The sequence below is a fragment of the Jeotgalibaca sp. MA1X17-3 genome (assembly GCF_021513155.1).
Lineage (GTDB): Bacteria > Bacillota > Bacilli > Lactobacillales > Aerococcaceae > Jeotgalibaca.
Genome location: NZ_CP090983.1, coordinates 937,732 through 954,874, shown reverse-complemented (window position 1 = coordinate 954,874; position 17,143 = coordinate 937,732). Strand labels below are relative to the sequence as shown.

The 17,143-nt window shown below is 34.6% G+C and carries 18 protein-coding genes, 1 pseudogene and 1 riboswitch; of the genes and pseudogenes, 6 read left to right on the top strand and 13 right to left on the bottom strand.

Annotation, left to right across the window (positions count from 1 at the left end; genetic code table 11):
- Window positions 1-14: 14 nt before the first annotated feature.
- The 8 genes from LZ578_RS04730 to LZ578_RS04695 all read right to left on the bottom strand — a co-directional run bounded on the left by LZ578_RS04730 (window position 15) and on the right by LZ578_RS04695 (window position 7,266).
- Window positions 15-494: a PTS sugar transporter subunit IIB gene (locus LZ578_RS04730; RefSeq protein ID WP_235146163.1), complete on the bottom strand. Its 480-nt coding sequence runs from the start codon at window positions 492-494 to the stop codon at window positions 15-17.
- A gap of 11 nt (window positions 495-505) precedes the next feature.
- Window positions 506-946: a PTS sugar transporter subunit IIA gene (locus tag LZ578_RS04725; protein WP_235146162.1), complete on the bottom strand. Its 441-nt coding sequence runs from the start codon at window positions 944-946 to the stop codon at window positions 506-508.
- Window positions 947-1,116: 170 nt separating this feature from the next.
- Window positions 1,117-2,223: a radical SAM/SPASM domain-containing protein gene (locus LZ578_RS04720; protein ID WP_235146161.1), complete on the bottom strand. Its 1,107-nt coding sequence runs from the start codon at window positions 2,221-2,223 to the stop codon at window positions 1,117-1,119.
- A gap of 33 nt (window positions 2,224-2,256) precedes the next feature.
- Entirely contained in the window at window positions 2,257-3,147 is an 891-nt protein-coding gene (locus LZ578_RS04715) for a formylglycine-generating enzyme family protein (RefSeq protein WP_396326722.1), read from the bottom strand.
- 183 nt (window positions 3,148-3,330) lie between these two features.
- Window positions 3,331-4,704: an MATE family efflux transporter gene (locus LZ578_RS04710; protein ID WP_235146159.1), complete on the bottom strand. Its 1,374-nt coding sequence runs from the start codon at window positions 4,702-4,704 to the stop codon at window positions 3,331-3,333.
- A gap of 137 nt (window positions 4,705-4,841) precedes the next feature.
- Window positions 4,842-5,855, bottom strand: a complete 1,014-nt coding sequence (locus LZ578_RS04705; protein WP_235146158.1) for an LLM class flavin-dependent oxidoreductase — start codon at window positions 5,853-5,855, stop codon at window positions 4,842-4,844.
- Window positions 5,852-6,571 carry an alpha/beta fold hydrolase gene (locus LZ578_RS04700; protein ID WP_235146157.1) on the bottom strand — a complete coding sequence of 240 codons (720 nt, stop codon included), beginning with the start codon at window positions 6,569-6,571 and terminating at the stop codon, window positions 5,852-5,854. Before LZ578_RS04700 ends, LZ578_RS04705 begins: the two co-directional genes overlap by 4 nt.
- Window positions 6,571-7,266 carry a uracil-DNA glycosylase gene (locus LZ578_RS04695; protein WP_235146156.1) on the bottom strand — a complete coding sequence of 232 codons (696 nt, stop codon included), beginning with the start codon at window positions 7,264-7,266 and terminating at the stop codon, window positions 6,571-6,573. Before LZ578_RS04695 ends, LZ578_RS04700 begins: the two co-directional genes overlap by 1 nt.
- A 164-nt stretch (window positions 7,267-7,430) precedes the next feature.
- Here LZ578_RS04695 and LZ578_RS04690 point away from each other — a divergent pair, with 164 nt between their 5' ends.
- The 3 genes from LZ578_RS04690 (at window position 7,431) to LZ578_RS04680 (ending at window position 9,401) form a co-directional block, all read left to right on the top strand.
- Entirely contained in the window at window positions 7,431-8,300 is an 870-nt protein-coding gene (locus tag LZ578_RS04690; protein ID WP_235146155.1) for a Cof-type HAD-IIB family hydrolase, read from the top strand.
- A 71-nt stretch (window positions 8,301-8,371) separates the two neighbouring features.
- Window positions 8,372-8,533 carry a YvrJ family protein gene (locus LZ578_RS04685; RefSeq protein WP_235146154.1) on the top strand — a complete coding sequence of 54 codons (162 nt, stop codon included), beginning with the start codon at window positions 8,372-8,374 and terminating at the stop codon, window positions 8,531-8,533.
- 133 nt (window positions 8,534-8,666) lie between these two features.
- Complete coding sequence (locus tag LZ578_RS04680) at window positions 8,667-9,401, top strand: amino acid ABC transporter ATP-binding protein (RefSeq protein ID WP_235146153.1); 735 nt, start codon at window positions 8,667-8,669, stop codon at window positions 9,399-9,401.
- 69 nt (window positions 9,402-9,470) lie between these two features.
- On the opposite strand, the gene LZ578_RS12600 is transcribed toward LZ578_RS04680, so the two are convergent.
- Both LZ578_RS12600 and LZ578_RS04670 read right to left on the bottom strand, forming a co-directional pair.
- Entirely contained in the window at window positions 9,471-10,310 is an 840-nt protein-coding gene (locus LZ578_RS12600; RefSeq protein WP_311198598.1) for a 3D domain-containing protein, read from the bottom strand.
- An 83-nt stretch (window positions 10,311-10,393) separates the two neighbouring features.
- The gene (locus LZ578_RS04670; RefSeq protein ID WP_235146152.1) at window positions 10,394-10,585 is read right to left on the bottom strand and encodes a hypothetical protein; all 192 of its coding nucleotides are present in this window, start codon (window positions 10,583-10,585) and stop codon (window positions 10,394-10,396) included.
- A 289-nt stretch (window positions 10,586-10,874) separates the two neighbouring features.
- Here LZ578_RS04670 and LZ578_RS04665 point away from each other — a divergent pair.
- Window positions 10,875-11,353 (top strand): annotated as a pseudogene (locus LZ578_RS04665) (nucleoside 2-deoxyribosyltransferase).
- A 101-nt stretch (window positions 11,354-11,454) separates the two neighbouring features.
- On the opposite strand, the gene brnQ reads toward LZ578_RS04665, so the two are convergent.
- The gene (gene brnQ, locus LZ578_RS04660; protein ID WP_235146151.1) at window positions 11,455-12,801 is read right to left on the bottom strand and encodes a branched-chain amino acid transport system II carrier protein; all 1,347 of its coding nucleotides are present in this window, start codon (window positions 12,799-12,801) and stop codon (window positions 11,455-11,457) included.
- Window positions 12,802-12,983: 182 nt separating this feature from the next.
- On the opposite strand from brnQ, the gene LZ578_RS04655 reads away from it, so the two are divergent.
- Both LZ578_RS04655 and LZ578_RS04650 read left to right on the top strand, forming a co-directional pair.
- Window positions 12,984-14,096, top strand: a complete 1,113-nt coding sequence (locus LZ578_RS04655; protein WP_235146150.1) for a hypothetical protein — start codon at window positions 12,984-12,986, stop codon at window positions 14,094-14,096.
- Window positions 14,093-15,718, top strand: a complete 1,626-nt coding sequence (locus LZ578_RS04650; RefSeq protein ID WP_235146397.1) for an ABC-F family ATP-binding cassette domain-containing protein — start codon at window positions 14,093-14,095, stop codon at window positions 15,716-15,718. The genes LZ578_RS04655 and LZ578_RS04650 overlap by 4 nt, the downstream gene beginning before the upstream one ends.
- A gap of 75 nt (window positions 15,719-15,793) precedes the next feature.
- Here LZ578_RS04650 and LZ578_RS04645 read toward each other — a convergent pair whose 3' ends face one another.
- Together LZ578_RS04645 and LZ578_RS12455 are read right to left on the bottom strand one after the other, a co-directional pair.
- Window positions 15,794-16,525, bottom strand: coding sequence for a cation:proton antiporter (locus tag LZ578_RS04645; RefSeq protein ID WP_255763941.1), 732 nt, complete (start codon window positions 16,523-16,525; stop codon window positions 15,794-15,796).
- On the bottom strand, window positions 16,500-16,973 hold the full coding sequence (locus LZ578_RS12455) for a cation:proton antiporter (RefSeq protein WP_255763940.1): 474 nt from the start codon (window positions 16,971-16,973) through the stop codon (window positions 16,500-16,502). The genes LZ578_RS04645 and LZ578_RS12455 overlap by 26 nt, the downstream gene beginning before the upstream one ends.
- Window positions 16,974-17,025: 52 nt before the next feature.
- Window positions 17,026-17,103, bottom strand: a riboswitch (Fluoride riboswitch).
- Window positions 17,104-17,143: the final 40 nt, after the last annotated feature.

Genomic DNA, 17,143 nt, shown 5'->3' with positions numbered 1-17,143 from the left:
ATAATCCTTCCCTTCTATACATTATATGATAATGTTTTATAATCTTCTTTTTGATCATTTGGAATCATTTGAACATTAATATGAATCCCTTTACTAATTAAATCAAGAAAAGCTTGGTGCTCTTCTGCTGTTACAGAAATAGCTTTAGTAACTCTTTTTCTAGTTTCATTAAATCTCATTCCACCTGCATTCACTTCTGGAATATCTAAACCTGCATCAACAACTTTCAAAACATCAATAGAATTTGTAAATAGTAATAAAGTAGCTTTTTTAATTTCATTTTTCTTTATTATATTAATAAATTGTTCTACACCAAAAATAATAACTTTAACACCTTGTGGAGCTGCGAAATTTGCTACTGATTGTTGCATTGGATCTGCTTTTGCTTTGTCATCAATAATAAGGACTTGTTCCACTCCGTAATTTTTTATCCATGTTGTAGCAACTTGTCCATGTATCAAACGATCATCTATTCTTACTAACTTAATCGACATTTTTTCTCCTCCTATAATTCTATACTTTCTTCTATCACTAATTCCTCTTCCTCTTGTTTGCTTAATAATTTATTGATATCAACCATTGTATCTGTATAAACCGTATTCATTCTACTTGCGATATCTTTTAAGGAAGAATCTCTGCTCAGAAAAATATCTAAAAGCATAGGTAAGTTAAAACCGGAAATCACTTGGATTTCTGGATGATTCATTAAAAAACGAACTGCAGTATTTGAAGGTGTTCCTCCAAAAATATCACAAAGAATCAAAACTTTTCTCTTGTCTTCTAATTGACTGTAAATATTTAAAAGATCTTGTTCCACTCTATCTAAACCTTTATCATCCGTTACAGAGATTGAATAACAATCTTCTTGTTTACCTACAATCATTTCTGCACTTGCTAATGCTTCCCTAGCATAGTATCCATGACTGATTAAAATAATATTAATCATTTTACCCCTCCATTTTTTGGTTTTTTGTCTTAATTTGTTCTAATTTGTTTTTCTTTGTTCTTTTTTGTTCAATGTAGTCAGTATACCATCTTTTTTTATGTCGTCAAGCGCTTTCATAAAAAAATAAAAAAAGATTCCCTAAGCAGGAATCCTTTTTGGTTTTATTTAGTTTACTGATAAAGCATTTTAGAAACATGTTGCATACGTCCTAATTTATGTGATAAAAAATCTTGATAGCCACAATAGGTTTCTTCTTTATTTAAATACATTGCATGCTTCATTCGTTTGCAACCCCCTTGACACATCTTTACAAACGGACAAGTTTTACAATATTCATAGGGTTCTGTTTTTTCACATAAGAAACGATTCAATTGACTACTCTCTAATAGTTCAAATAAAGTATTTTCAGTTAAGTATCCCATTCGATTTTCATCTAATACATAGAAGTCACAAGGATAGACACTGCTATCTGCCTCAATCACATATTGAACCTTACAATTTCCTAACATTCCACAATTAAAAGCACCATGACCACTCACTAAATGGATAATTGAATCAATCAAATTAATGCTATAGTAGCGATCATTTCTAAATTCGGTTTCCCATAAATCATAGATTCTTTTGTAAAAGGAAGCAAATCGTTCAGGAATTAAAGCAAATTCAGATGTTTCTTCTGCATCCAAATCATCCATACAAGGGATAAATTGAATATAATCAATTTGGTTTTCTTTAATAAAATCAAATACAGAATCTGGCTCTAATGCCAAGTCATTTGTTAGCACACATAAGATATTATATTCAATCTCGTATTGATCCAATAATTTTTTTGCTTCAATAACTACATCAAAGGTTCCTTTATTTCTTGTATTCACTCGATTTAAATTGTGATAATGGGAGGTTCCATCAATAGATAGACCAACTAAAAACTTGTTTTCCTTAAAAAAGATAGCCCAATTTTCATTCAATAGCGTTCCATTCGTTTGAATAGCATAATGAACTTGAACTTTCTTTGTTTGTTTATTTACATATTCTGCGAACCGCTCAAAGTAGGATAAACCTGCTAAAGTTGGCTCGCCTCCTTGAAAAGCAAATGTCATCTGATCTCCATCATCTAAATCTATATAAATATTATCAATCATTCGTTCCATTACATCGACTTTCATTCTGCCATAAGAACGAACTTCTCTTAATGAACTGATGTTCGCATAAAAACAATATTTACATTTTAGATTACATAATGAAGAAGCAGGTTTAATTAAAACAGAGAGATGTTTCATTTTTTCCCTTCTTTCACAATAAGTCATTTAATTCTATTCGTTATCTATTACATAACGAAAGCCACAATTACTAGAGGCCGAGTTACCGGTATTTCCATTCCGAGCTGCCACTCGATAGCGATTACAATAGCTATGATGACATAAAAAACTTCCACCTCTCTGTGCCATATATTCTTCATGGTACCCTTGTGTAACATCTAGAAAGACACTTAATGGATACCTTTTGAAAAATTCTAAAGGAATTCGTGCTGGATTCAAACACCATTCCCAAACATTTCCTGCAACTTGATATAGACCATATCCATTTGGCTCATATGTTTTTACTGGTGCGGTTCCATAATAACCGTCTTCTTCTGTATTTATATTTGGGAATTCTCCTTGCCAAATATTACAGTAATGTTTACCCTCTGGAGTTAATTCATCACCCCAAGCATATTCCTTTTCCTTAAGACCTCCACGGGCTGCATATTCCCATTCTGATTCCGTTGGTAATCGCCCTCCTACCCACTCACAGTAAGCTCGAGCATCATTCCATGTGATATGAACAACTGGGTGATCCATTCGATTTTCAATGCTAGAATGGGGTCCTTCTGGGTGCTTCCAATTAGCCCCTTCTACATCTCCCCACCAATCTAACTCTGTTTTACAGCAGTCATTCTCTTTTTCATGTTCTTCTATAGGTTCTTTTATTTCTGTATTTTTAGGAAGTAACCCCTGAAAAACAAAAGATTTCCCTAACCTTTCTGCCTCCGTCTTAAAACCGGTTTCATTTACAAATATAGAAAATTGTTTATTTGTAACGGTCGTTTCACTTATATAAAATGGCAGAACGTTTATCAAAATGGTCGGTCCTTCATGATCAATAGAAAATCCTTTTGATTTTGAATTCCCCATTACAAAACTTCCGCCATGAATTTTTTTCAAGTTCATACTATCTTTCTTCCTTATCAATGATTAATCCCCTCATTCTATATTTATTAGTAAACTATGAAATGAATAACTTAAGTATACGGCGGAATGAGGAATAGAACAACCACATTCCTAGACTTCCCCATTAAATTAGCAAGCAAAAAAGGAGTAGAAACTGCTGTTTCTACTCCTTTTTGTTTAATTGTATTCTTCTTCCATTGGAAGAATATTAATATATTTTTTAAATATATAACGGAGAAACACTGCACATAGTAACGCAGAGAAGAGTTCTGAAACTGGAAACGCCCACCAAATAATATTCAATTTACCGGTTAGCGATAAGAAGTAAGCAACTGGCATTAGAACAACCAACTGTCTCAAAACTGAAACAGACAAACTCATCATTCCTCTTCCAAAAGCTTGGAATACTGTTCCATTGATAATGCCAAATCCAGCAAAAATGAAACTTAAACTGATAATTCGCAAAGCAGGAATACCAATTTCAATCATTTCTTCCGAAGCATTAAACATTCCAAGAAGTTGATAAGGGAAGGTTTGGAATAAAAACAATCCAAACATCATGATTCCGACTGCATATAAAATAGTATACTTAATTATTTTAACCATTCGATCACGTTTACGTGCTCCAAAGTTATAAGATAAAATAGGAATCATCCCATTACATAAGCCGAATACTGGCATAAATACAAACGTTTGTAGCTTAAAGTATATTCCATACACAGCAATCGCTGTAGATGAAAAACCAGCAAGAATCATATTCAATGCAAATGTTGTAACCGAAGTAATTGAAGTCATCACCATCGATGGTACTCCTACTCGATATATCTCTTTAATTACACTCCAAGATGGTTTTAATCCTTTGTAATCAATCATTAATTCTTTGTTTTTCTTTTCTTGATAATAAATTGCTAATACAGCAGCAACAACTTGACCAATTACCGTTGCATACGCTGCTCCAGCTACTCCCATTGCAGGAAAACCAAACCAACCAAAAATCATAATTGGGTCCAAGATGATATTGATAATAGCACCAAGACCTTGTGTATACATCGTATACAAGGTTTGTCCGGTTGATTGCAACAGACGTTCATACGTAATCTGAATAAATTGCCCAATCGATAAACACATAATAATCGTTAAATATTCATTTCCATATCCTAAAATTTGTACATTTGATGTTTGACTTTTGAAAAAGAAGTTTACCATCGTTAATCCTAATATTAAGAAAACAAGGTAATGAGCAAATCCCAAAAACACACCATTTGCAGCGGTAACACTTGACTCTTTTTCTTTCCCTTCACCTAGTTGTCTAGACAATAAAGCATTCATACCGACTCCTGCACCAATCATAACCGCAATCATTAAGTTTTGAACTGGAAATGCTAGTGAAACAGCTGTTAATGCGTCCTCATTAATTTGAGCAACGAAGACACTATCTACGATATTATAAAGAGACTGAATCAACATAGATGCCATCATGGGGAGAGACATTGTCAAAATTAGACGATTAATCGGCATCGTTCCCATTTTATTTTCTTTTATTTTTTCCAACTGTTTATTTCACCTCTATACTATTTAACTCTTATTTTCTTAATTAAAACCAATAAGAAAGACATTGCTTCCCAAAAGGGAGACAACGTCATTATTACATACTACTATAGCAAATTTTCAAGAAAAATACTATTTTTTTATTTTTCATTGGAAACTGATAAAATTTCTTTTGCTAGTAACTGATAAGAACGTAACCGTATTTCTTGTGGATGGGTAATCGTTACTAACATGGCTTCATCAAATTGAAATTCATCTTGGAACGTTTTCAAACGATCATGAATTTGTTGGGGTGTACCAATTAAATGACCCTGACTTATTTTTTCAATCATCATTTTTTCCATTTCTGTCAATGGGTATTCGGCTGCTTCTTGTGGAGTAAGAAATTTACCAAGACGCTGACCTCTTGCTAGTTTCATTTGGAAAATCATATACGGTAATGCATAATACTGCGCTTCTGCTTCCGTTGGACAAGCTAAAGCATAAAATGCAACACTGATATTTTTCTTTTGCATAAATGAAGATGACACGAAGTTTTCATTGTACTGATCAAAAGCTTCTCTATTCATTTTGCCACTGAAGAATTGGGCATACGAATATCCCATGCCCATTTGTGCTGCATTACGTGCACTATCTCCACTCGAACCTAAGAGCCACATCGACGGCACCTCTTCTATAGTAGGAATGGATTTGGTTGTTGAATAAAGATCCTCTTTAGGAGTCTCATCCAGCAGAAGATTTTGAATGGTACCAGCCTTTTCGTACATATTGTTCAATAGTGGGAGCTTCCCTTGTGATAAAGCCATAATGGCATTCCGATCGCCACCAGGAGCTCTTCCTAACCCTAAATCAATCCGTCCCGGATGGAAAGCTTCTAACGTTTTAAAAGTTTCAGAAATCTTCAATGGGGAATAATGCATCATCATGATTCCACCCGTTCCCACACGAATTTTTTCTGTTTTAGCCGCAACTTGGGCCACAATGATTTCAGGAGCAGAACTTGCTAAAGATTCTCCGCCGTGATGTTCAGAAAACCAAATCCGTTCATATCCCCATTTTTCTGCATGTTGTGCCAAAGTTACGGCATCATTTAATGCTTCACGTGCTGTTGATCCACTCATTACTGGAACTTGATCCAAAATACTTATCTTCATTTTAACTCTCCCATTTCCTTGTAAAATTCTTTCGATGCTTCTTCAAAACTAGTTGGATCCGTTATAAAAAAATCATGTCCGCCGCCTGGAATAAATTTATACACTGCTTTTGAAATGTGATCGGCTATCTTTTTAGTTTGACTTTTTTTAATCAAATCATTTTCACCAGCTAGTACTAGTACGGGTGCTTTTATTGCTCTTAAGTCTTTTGATGTTAAAGATAATTCATCTACCATTAAATTTATAATACAGAGTCTTCTGATTTTTTCATTTTTATTTGAGATTTGAAGAATGGTTTCCTTTTCTAACATGATTTCTTGAAGAGCACTTTCAATTAATCCATCTACTTCAAAATTTGCACCTAGTGTTATTAAGGAGCGTACCTTTTCTGGATAATGAGCCGCTATATACAATCCAATATTTCCACCATCACTATACCCAATGATATGCACTTGATGAAGATTGTGTTTTTCCAATAAACTTACAATATCTTCTGCAATTCTTTGAAAGGTAAGAATTTCAACAAATAAGTCTGATTGACCATGTCCTCTTGTATCCATTGCAAAAACGGTAAAGGAATCTAGTAAAAAAGAATATTGATTTTCAAAAATAGTAGAATCTTCACCATTTCCATGTAACAACAGGACAGCCTCCCCTTGTCCACCTTTTCGATAAAAAATATTGCCTTTATCTGTTTGCAAGTACTGTTCTTCCATTATTCTTTACCTCTCTCTGGATGTTCAGGTAAACGCCACTCTATAAGTTCTTCACCTAAATCTTTCAATACTTCATTCACTTTTGAAAAGGGTTTGGAATCAAAAAAACCTCGATATGCTGAAAGTGGACTTGGATGTGGCGCAGTAAATACAACATGTTTTTTGTTAGTGATGAATGCTTTTTTAGCAATAGATGCATTTCCCCAAAGTAAGAAGATTACGGGTTCTTCTCGTTCATTCAAGGCACGAATCACCGCATCTGTTAATAATTCCCACCCTTTTCCACGATGAGAATAAGCTTGTCCACCACGAACCGTTAAAACACTGTTTAGTAAAAATACACCTTGCTTAGCCCAATTCGTCAGATCTCCATGTTTTGCGGGTGGCGCCCCTAAGTCAGATTCCATTTCCTTATAGATATTTCGTAGGGAGGGAGGAATCTTTATGCCTGGCGCAACAGAAAAACTCAACCCATTAGCTTGATTGGGACCATGATAAGGATCTTGCCCTAGAATTATTACTTTTACTTTATGATAAGGAGTCAGTTCGAATGCATCCCAAATTTGATTCATAGGGGGATAAACCGTTTCACTTTGATATTCTTTTTTTAAGAATTCTCTTAGTTGTTGATAGGAAGGAGAGCTAAATTCATCTTCAAGGATTTCCTGCCAATCATTATGAATGATTTTTTTCATATAACCTTCCTTTCCTAATAGCTGTCTACACGCTAGTGTATCAAAAAAAATAATTCTGCCTATTAATCAAGCCTAGCAATCGTAGGAGTTCTTACCCATTTTAGGTGAAATCATGGTAAACTATTCATTGAAAATTGTTTTATTCTAACAGGGGGTTATTTTAAGTGATTCAATTAATTGTATCAGATATGGATGGTACGTTACTGAATGATAAGTTGGCTATTTCAGATGTAAACCGTGAAGCAATTCATACCGCAAAAAAAGCTGGAATTGATTTTATGGTCGCAACTGGAAGAGGATATACAGAAGCAGTTCCAGCACTGACAGAAGCTGGCATTAGTTGTCCTGTTATTTCAGTAAATGGTGGGCAAATATTTGATGAAAATGGTGAACTAGACCAGAACCTAGGAATTGATAAGCAAAGAACCAGAGAGATTCTAGATCTTGTAAAAGAACAAGGCTTATACGCCGAAGTTGTTATGACACATGGTGTTTTTTCTGAAGATAAAATCCAAAGAGTAGAAATGATGACTAGTCTTTTACATAAAACAAATGCTCATACAACTTTCAAGATGGCTTTAGTACTTGCTCTCGCCAGAATGGAATTATTGGATATAGATTACGTAGAAGATTTTCAAGAGTTATTAGCTGATGAGCAAACGCAAGTATTAAAAGTACTAGTGTTTAGTAATGGTGGTCAACCTAAATTAAATCCACTCAGAAACGAAGTAGAAAAAGATGATCAACTTGTTGTAACTTCTTCTTTCTATAATAATATAGAAATCAACCATTACCAAGCTCAAAAGGGAATTGCTTTAGAGCGTTATGCCAAATCAAAAAATATCCCCTTAGATCGAATCATGGCTATTGGTGATAATTTTAATGATGTGTCTATGCTTCAAAAAGCAGGAGTCAGTTTTGCAATGGAAAATGCAGAACCAGGAGTAAAAAAACATGCTACATATCTTACTTCTCTAAATACAGATCACGGAGTGGCTGAAGCAATTTTGCGTTGTATAAATGAAGAGCTTTAACAGAAAAAGGTAACACTTTTTCAAGATGAATCGTCCTTTCTAATTAGAACAAGAGAAAGGAGGAGTTCCAAATGGATCCGAATGTTTTTTCCTATATTGAGGCGATTAGTAACACTGGCTTCCCCATCGTTATTTCTTTATACTTGCTAAATCGCATGGAAAAGAAAGTGGATGCTTTAGTAAGTGCTATTGAGAAGCTTAGCAATACTCATTCCCTCATCCATAAAGGTTAACTCACTCGGGATAGCTTGGTTTTTTTATGAACCCTGCTGTCCCGATTCATCTTTTTCTTTTTTAAAAGGATATAATTTGATAAAATAATCATACTCTTGTTGTGCACAACAAGTAGTTGAGAGGAGAAATAAAATGGCAGAAGCTAAAGTAAAAGTATCGAACCTCAAAAAGAGTTTTGGAAGCAATGAGGTTTTAAAAGGGATTGACTTAGAAGTTACTGAAGGAGAAGTAGTTTGTATTATTGGCCCTTCTGGATCCGGGAAAAGTACATTCCTTCGCTGCTTGAATGGTCTGGAAGAAATTTCGGGTGGAAACGTCCTTATCGATAACGTTGACATTACAAACCCTAAAACAGATATTAATAAAGTTAGAGCAGAAATTGGGATGGTTTTTCAACATTTCAATCTTTTCCCTCATCTAACTGTTTCTCAAAATATTACACTAGCACCCACAGAGTTAAAACGACTTGCTAAAGAAGAAGCAAAGAAAAAAGCAGTGGAACTCTTAGATGTAGTCGGTTTATCTGAAAAAGAGCTTGTTTATCCAAATTCATTATCAGGTGGTCAAAAGCAACGAGTAGCAATTGCACGTGCTTTAGCAATGAATCCTGACATTATGTTGTTTGACGAGCCCACCTCTGCATTAGATCCAGAGATGGTAGGAGAAGTACTTGAAGTTATGAAACGACTTGCAAAAGATGGGATGACAATGGTTGTCGTAACTCATGAAATGGGATTTGCTCGTGAAGTAGGCGATCGTGTTATTTTTATGGATGGTGGCTATATCGTAGAAGAAGGAACTCCTGAAGAGGTATTCCAACATACACAACATCCTAGAACAAAAGATTTCTTGAATAAAGTACTATAATTTTTTCAAAATACAATACAAAAAAACACTTCTTGTGAGCGATTGTTCGCTCCTCAAGAAGTGTTTATTTTAATTTAAAATAGTAATGGTCATTTGTTGTCTTCCGAAAGCATTCATTCGACCAACATCTTCCATATGTAAATCAATTTTGTTTCCTTTAATAGCTCCACCTGTATCTCCAGCAATTGCAATTCCATAACCAGGTACATCCAACAGGCTACCTAGAGGAATAACATTTGGATCAACGGCAATAACCATTGAATTTCGACGTAAATCAATTCCTGTTGCAGTAAAATTGGACAACCCTGCTTCGTGACGAGAATACGCAGTTGCTGACACTGAAAGAGTTCTTCCGTTTGTTGATGCAGGTGCTTCAACAGCAGGCTGTTCTTGTTTTTCAACAACCGGTGTTGATACTGAACTTGATTGAGTGGTTTGAGTGGACTGAGTAGTTTCAGATGCTTTTGTTGCAGTTTCTGCTTTAGCAGCTTGCTCAGCGGCTGCTACTTTTTCGGCTGCGGCTACTTCTTCCAAACGAACTTTCTCATTCTCTTTTTTAGTTAAGATTTGATTTAAACCTTCTTGATTATCTGCCATTAGAATTTGTAGACTTTCTAATTCTTTGTCAAATTCTGCAAGTTCTGTTTCGACTATAGTTGTTTTTTCTTTGATCGTTACCACTTGTTCTGCTAACGTTTCTTCTAATTCTTTTAATTTTTCTTCTTCTTCCATTGCTGAGACAATTTGTTCTTTATCAGCAGACTGGATTTGTGCAAGGGCTACAAAACGTCCTACAAAATCTGTAAAGTTTTCTGAGTCAAAAAGCATCATAACACGATTAGTAGTTGATGGAGATACTTGTAGAGCAACCAATCTAGCTTCTAATTGTTCTCTTCTTGCTGCAATCAATTCTTTTTGTATTGAAATTTCTTCTGTAGTTTTTTGTTTGTCTGCTTCCGTTTGGGATACTTCTGCTTGTAGATTCTCAACTTCTACTTTTTTTCATTTATATAGGATAATTTGTCAGCGATGGTAACTTCTAAGTTGGAAATTATTTGTTGTTGCTTTTGCTCTTGTTCTGACAGTTGATCCAACGTAGCTGCTTGAATAGGTGTGGCAGCCAAAAGGAGTTGTGCAGCTAGTCCAGCAATCATCACTCTTCCAAACTTTTTGTTTTTAACCAATATTCGTTCGCCTCTTTCTTTTCGAATTCCATCCTATTATACTTCTCAAACATGCTCAGTTGGTTTCAAGGACCTTACGATTCGGTTTCAAATTTATCATTCTGTTATATAAGGTCGATTCCCGACTTCGTTTTGTAACACATTTGTAACCTGGTAGCGCTTTTACGTCATATGTTTCATAAACTCTTTAAATAAATTAGTATTCTATTCAATTTACATTAAATTTTTTTTGCAGGAATCTCCTTATCTTGCTATGATAGAGAAGATATTATTACAAAGGAGATACAAAATGACTAAAAAAATATACTACGCAAGTCCCCTCTTTTCAGAAATGGAATTACAGTACAATCAATTTTTAACCGGTAAAATTAAAGAAGCTTATCCTGATTTAGATATGTATATTCCTCAAGAACAAGGAGATATCAACGATAAAAATGCATATGCTGACTCTATTAAGATTGCAAAATATGATACCGACGCTCTGCTTTCTTCTGATTTGATGGTCGCCGTTTTAGATGGTGCCATTATTGATGTAGGAGTTGCTACTGAAATTGGTGTTGCTTATCAAGCGGAATTCCAATAATAGGGCTGTACACCGATTCTCGTCAACAGGGTGCTACTCACCCTCAGAAAATAGCAGCCTTACAAGAAGTTGCTGAGTCTCAGTTTTCCTATATTAATTTATATACTGTTGGGTTGATAAAAACGAATGGTATCATTGTAAACAACAATGATGCTCTGCTCAAAAAAATAGGCGAATATTTATAGAAAAAAGTCACAACGAATGCAATCATTCGTTGTGACTTTTTTTTGGAATAGCTTTTGCTACGGTTCAAGTAATAAAATAATAATTAATCTAAAAGCTAATCTTACTTAGTTTTTCGTTTCGTTAGGACTAATCCAATGATAAAACCAATGATTGCTGGTATAAGCCAACCCATACCAACTGAAAAGAGTGGAATAAATCCCTTAGCCCAGATAGATAATTGATCTAATCCAATACTGCTCTTTAATCCTTTTGGTAGTGCATGAAGGAAATCAATTAATGCAAAAGGCAAAGTGAAGATCGTAGTCATTTGATATACAATCATTTTATCTTTGAACAAAGGACTAAGAATCGTAACAACGATTAACGTAATCGCCAGTGGATAGAGGAACATCAATACTGGAATGGAAAAAGCAATAATTTGATTGAGTCCAAGGTTAGCTACAATAAAAGAAATAGCAGTAAATACATATACATAATGATTATACGTTAGCTTATTCGGAAAAAGAGTAACGAACATTTCACTAATAGCTGTAATCAGACCTACTGCGGTTTTGTAACAAGCCACAGTAATAATAACTGCTAAGACAATTCCACCTAGTCCTCCAAAATAGTGACGAGAAATATCTGCTAATGCAACTCCACCATTTGGACTCACTTCAATGATTCCACGACTGGTAGCACCTAAATATACCAAACTAGCATAAATAATTCCCATCAAGGACATACTAAAAATTCCAGAAATAATAGTATCTTTTGCAATCGATGCCGGCTTTGTTACACCTAAGTTTTTAATCGTACTAACAATAATAATACCAAAAGCCAATGATGCTAAAGCATCCATTGTATTATATCCTTCTAAAAACCCTTTGAAAAAAGAACCTTGTTGTTGGTAGGCTTCTGCAACTGGAATCGTTGCTACCTCTCCCATTGGATTGAACATTCCGAAAGCAATTAATATTGCCACTGAAACTAAGAAAATAGGATTCAATACTTTCCCTACCCATTTAAGAATTTCAGTAGGTTTCAAAGAAAACCACAAAGAACTTCCAAAAAAGAGTGCTGAGAAAATAAGTAAAACTAGCTGCAACTGATTTGCAGGTAAGTATGGTGCAAAGGCTGATTCAAAAGAAACCGTTGCTGTACGAGGGATGGCAAAGAATGGACCAATTGTCAGATACAAGGCGCATGTATAAAACATACTGTATCCAGGACTCACCTTGCTAGCTAACTCGTATAAACTATCTTTACGAGACATTCCCATTGCTACAATACCTAGAAATGGTAATCCTACTGCTGTTGTTAAAAAACCTAATGTTGCCGGAAGCATATCTGCTCCGGAAAGTTGGCCCATTTGAACCGGAAATATGAGATTACCAGCTCCAAAAAACAGACCAAATAACAATGAACCTATAAATACATATTCTTTTCCTGATAGTTTCTTTTCCATAACGACTCCTTTGTGCGTATGCTAGTTAATTTTTTGATGATTGAAATATTCTAACACGTTTTTAATCAATATACCATTTCTTTTATGACAGATCCGTTCCCTAATTCATCCTGCTCTATTCAATAAGGAAATGTTATACTAGTAGGGTAATAATGAACCTGGTTAACAAAGGGAGTGTTCGCGTGAAGAAAGATCATATTTTGATGACCCGTATATTTTTAGATCAATCATTTTCTGATGTAGCACTCTACAGCGGAATCTTATATCTTTGGAAAGACAAAAAAACTCTTCATCTTTATGATTGGAATAGGTGGATGAATCATATTCCTTTTGGTGATGTACCAATCTACCAAAATCCTTTTCCATTTCAAAAGATATCTACTCATATAAATGATATCCATTCCTGTTTTATAAAAGAAATTTTATTTGAAAAAGAAGTACGAGACTTTTTTATATATAATCATGACCTCTACTATCTTACAGAGGACGGCTTTTTCGTTTTGACACCTGAAAGTGGAACCCTTCAATCTGATTTAATTTCTACAGAAAAGTTTTATTCTTTATCTCTCAGTGATATGAATCGTGTGGCTCTTTCAGGAGGAGAATCAGGAGTATTTGAATATTTTCTATCGGATAAGAACGCTATTTCAAAAGGAGTTCATCAATGGGATCCGACTCCTACCTATTCAACCGAATGGGATGGACATCATTTGCTCCAATTGGATGAAAATAAAGCCCCTGTTCAGTTGCTTCATTTTTATATCCACAAAAACATTTTTCAAATAGAAAGAAAAATTCCAAAAAAAGAATTAAAAAAACAAATTCCATTTTACAATGAATCTTTGAATTTACAATACCACGAGGAGACTAATAACTGGAATACGTTGTTCCAATACCTTCCTCCTGAAGAAACAAATGAAACTGATTCCTTAGATGTATTTCAAAGTCGAGAAATTCCAGTAATCGTAATGCCTAGTCTTTTTTTTGCTCATCCATTATTACAAGAGAATACGCTATATATAGAAGAAAATAAGCAAGGTCTCTTCTTAATGATTCAAAATGATCAGTACCTACATGTTCCACACACTGATTATATAAAGTGGTCTACTTATCCAAAATCAAGAAATTATCAAAATCACTTCCACCTTCTCTCAGAGCAAGGGATTACCTTTTTTTATTTCATGAAATGGAGTAAAAACCTAGATAAAGATAAGCTAAAAGACTTTTATTTTGCTAGGATTGTGTTAGAATGTGGAATGACAATATTAAACGAATTGAGGAATGCCAAAAAATGATTAGTGTATCAAATGTAAGTCTTCTATTTTCCGATCGGAAATTATTTGACAACGTAAATATTAAATTTAACGCAGGCAATTGCTATGGTGTTATCGGAGCAAACGGCGCCGGTAAATCAACTTTCTTAAAAATTTTATCAGGAGAAATTTCTCCAACTACTGGAGATGTTATTCTCGATCCAAACGAACGACTATCTGTATTAAACCAGGATCACTTTGGTTTTGAAGATCATCAAGTACTAGATACCGTTATTATGGGAAACAAACGTCTTTATCAAGTAATGGCAGAAAAAGATGCTATTTATATGAAAGAAGACTTCTCTGAAGCAGACGGAATTCGTGCAGGTGAACTTGAAGGTGAATTTGCAGAATTAAATGGATGGGAAGCAGAAGCAGACGCTGCTAGTCTCTTACAAGGGCTGGGAATTAGCCAAGATCTTCACTACAAGAATATGAGCGAATTAATTGAACCTCAAAAAGTGAAAGTATTATTGGCACAAGCATTATTTGGTCAACCTGATGTATTACTTTTGGATGAGCCTACTAATGGTTTGGATAAACAGTCTATTGAGTGGCTTTCTGAGTTTTTGATCAACTTTCCAAATACAGTTATTGTGGTTTCCCATGACCGTCATTTCTTAAACACGGTATGTACCCACATGGCAGATGTCGATTTCGGACAAATTAAACTTTACCCAGGGAATTATGATTTCTGGTTACAATCAAGTCAACTAGCTGCAAAATTAGCTGCGGACCAAAACTCTAAAAAAGAAGAAAAAATTAAAGAATTACAAGATTTTATTGCGCGTTTCAGTGCAAATGCTTCTAAATCAAAACAAGCAACTTCACGTAAGAAAACACTCGATAAAATTACTCTAGATGATATCCAGCCTTCTCTACGTAAATATCCATTTGTTGGATTTACACCTGAACGTGAAATCGGAAACGATGTTCTGATTGTGGAAGGTCTTTCTAAGTCTATTGATGGAGTAAAAGTTTTAGATAATATTAGTTTCTCCATTGGACGAAATGATAAAGTCGCTTTTACAAGTCGCCGTGATATCGCAACGACTACCCTATTCCAAATCTTAATGGGGGAAACAGAAGCTGATTCTGGAACATTCAAATGGGGAGTTACAACTTCTAGAAGTTATCTTCCAAGAGATCATTCTTCTGAGTTTCCAAATCCAAATATGAATATTTTAGAGTGGCTTCGTCAATTCGCCGGTAAAGAAGAAGATGATAATACGTTCCTACGTAGCTTCTTAGGTAGAATGCTTTTCTCTGGAGACGATGTAATGAAAGGTGTTTCTGTACTTTCTGGTGGAGAAAAGGTTAGAATTATTCTTTCAAAAATGATGCTTTCTAAAGCAAATGTTTTGATTTTGGATGATCCAACAAACCACTTAGATTTGGAATCTATTACTGCTTTAAACGATGGTATGATTTCATTTAAAGGGGCTCTCCTCTTTTCATCACATGACTATGAGTTTACAAATACAACTGCAAATCGCATTATTGAAATCACTCCAAATGGTGTGGTAGATCGTTTGGAAACTTCTTATGAAGAATTCTTAAATGATCAAGATGTTCAAAAACGCGTAGACGCACTTTATGTATAAAAACATTTAATAAGCGTTGAGACTTTTGTCTCAACGCTTATTTTTTATTTAAATAGATTTTTATTGTTTAGAGTGTTAGTCTTTCTCTAGTAATTTCCGATAACTATTTTCGATGAAAAAAGCTCCAATCGGGGCAGTAATTAAAATTGCAACAATAGAAACCGTCAGGATTTCCTTTCCAAATGGAAGTCCCATTGCTAATGGAACCCCACCTATTGCAGCTTGTACCGTTGCTTTGGGCGTATAAGCACCCATTGTAAAAAGTTTTTCTTTTGTTGTTAAAATAGTACCTGCAGTAGACAAGAAAACGCCAAACATTCTAACAAGTACAGCAAGAATAACTAAAGCAACCGTTGCAAAACCAGCTTGTAGCGTATAAGAAATATCTAAACTGGTTCCGACTAAAACAAATAAAATTACTTCAGCTGGGATCCAAAGTTGATCAAAACTATTAGAAAGTTGAGTAGCTACTTCTGAATTCTTTTGGTTAAAAGTAATTCCCATAGCCATAATTGCTAGCAATCCAGATATCGATACCGTTCCAGCTAATTGTTGTTCTATTTCGAGTAATAGAAAAGATAAACTTAGAAATAACAAGACCTTAATCGGATTTATTACTTGAAAATATTTAAAAAATGAAAGTAGTAAAAGACCAGTTAGCACTCCTAGAAGAATTCCTAAAAGAATAGAGATTGGAATACCAATAAAACTTAGAACATTCATATTTCCGCTTAAAGAAAGTGCTGTGAAAGAAGTAAAGGCAACAATTACAAATACATCATCAATGGATGCTCCAGAGAGTATCAATTGGGGAACGGAATGTTTTTTTACCGTACCCTTCTTTCATAATTTTTAACATGAACGGTACAACAACCGCAGGAGATACAGCTGCCAAAACCGTTCCCATTACCATAGAACTAATGATATCCATTCCCAACAAAAGCGGTCCTAGTAAAGTAACAGCTACTATTTCAACTGTAGCAGGAACAAAACTCATCATCAATGCTGATCGCCCTACTCTTTTTAGATCACGAATATCTAAGGTAAGTCCCGCTCTAGTTAATATAATAACCAAAGCAATCTGTCTTAAATCTGGAGACAATCCTAATATAGAATCATCAAGAAAATTAAAAACATACGGTCCTAATAGTACCCCAGCTAAAATCATTCCAATCAAACCAGGAACTTTCATCTTTCGAAATACATACCCTAAAAGTAAACCAAAAACTAAAACAAAAGCAATACTTGTTAACATGTTAACACTCCTTTTTTATATGAATACAAAAAAGCTGACAACTCTGCACCTATCTCATGCAGAAGTCATCAGCTTTTATCAAGCGGTTCAAGTTTTCCAACTTAGGGAGACATTCATTCCCAACTTGTTTCGATTCAATTTAAATAGAGTATAATCTATTTTCACCTTTC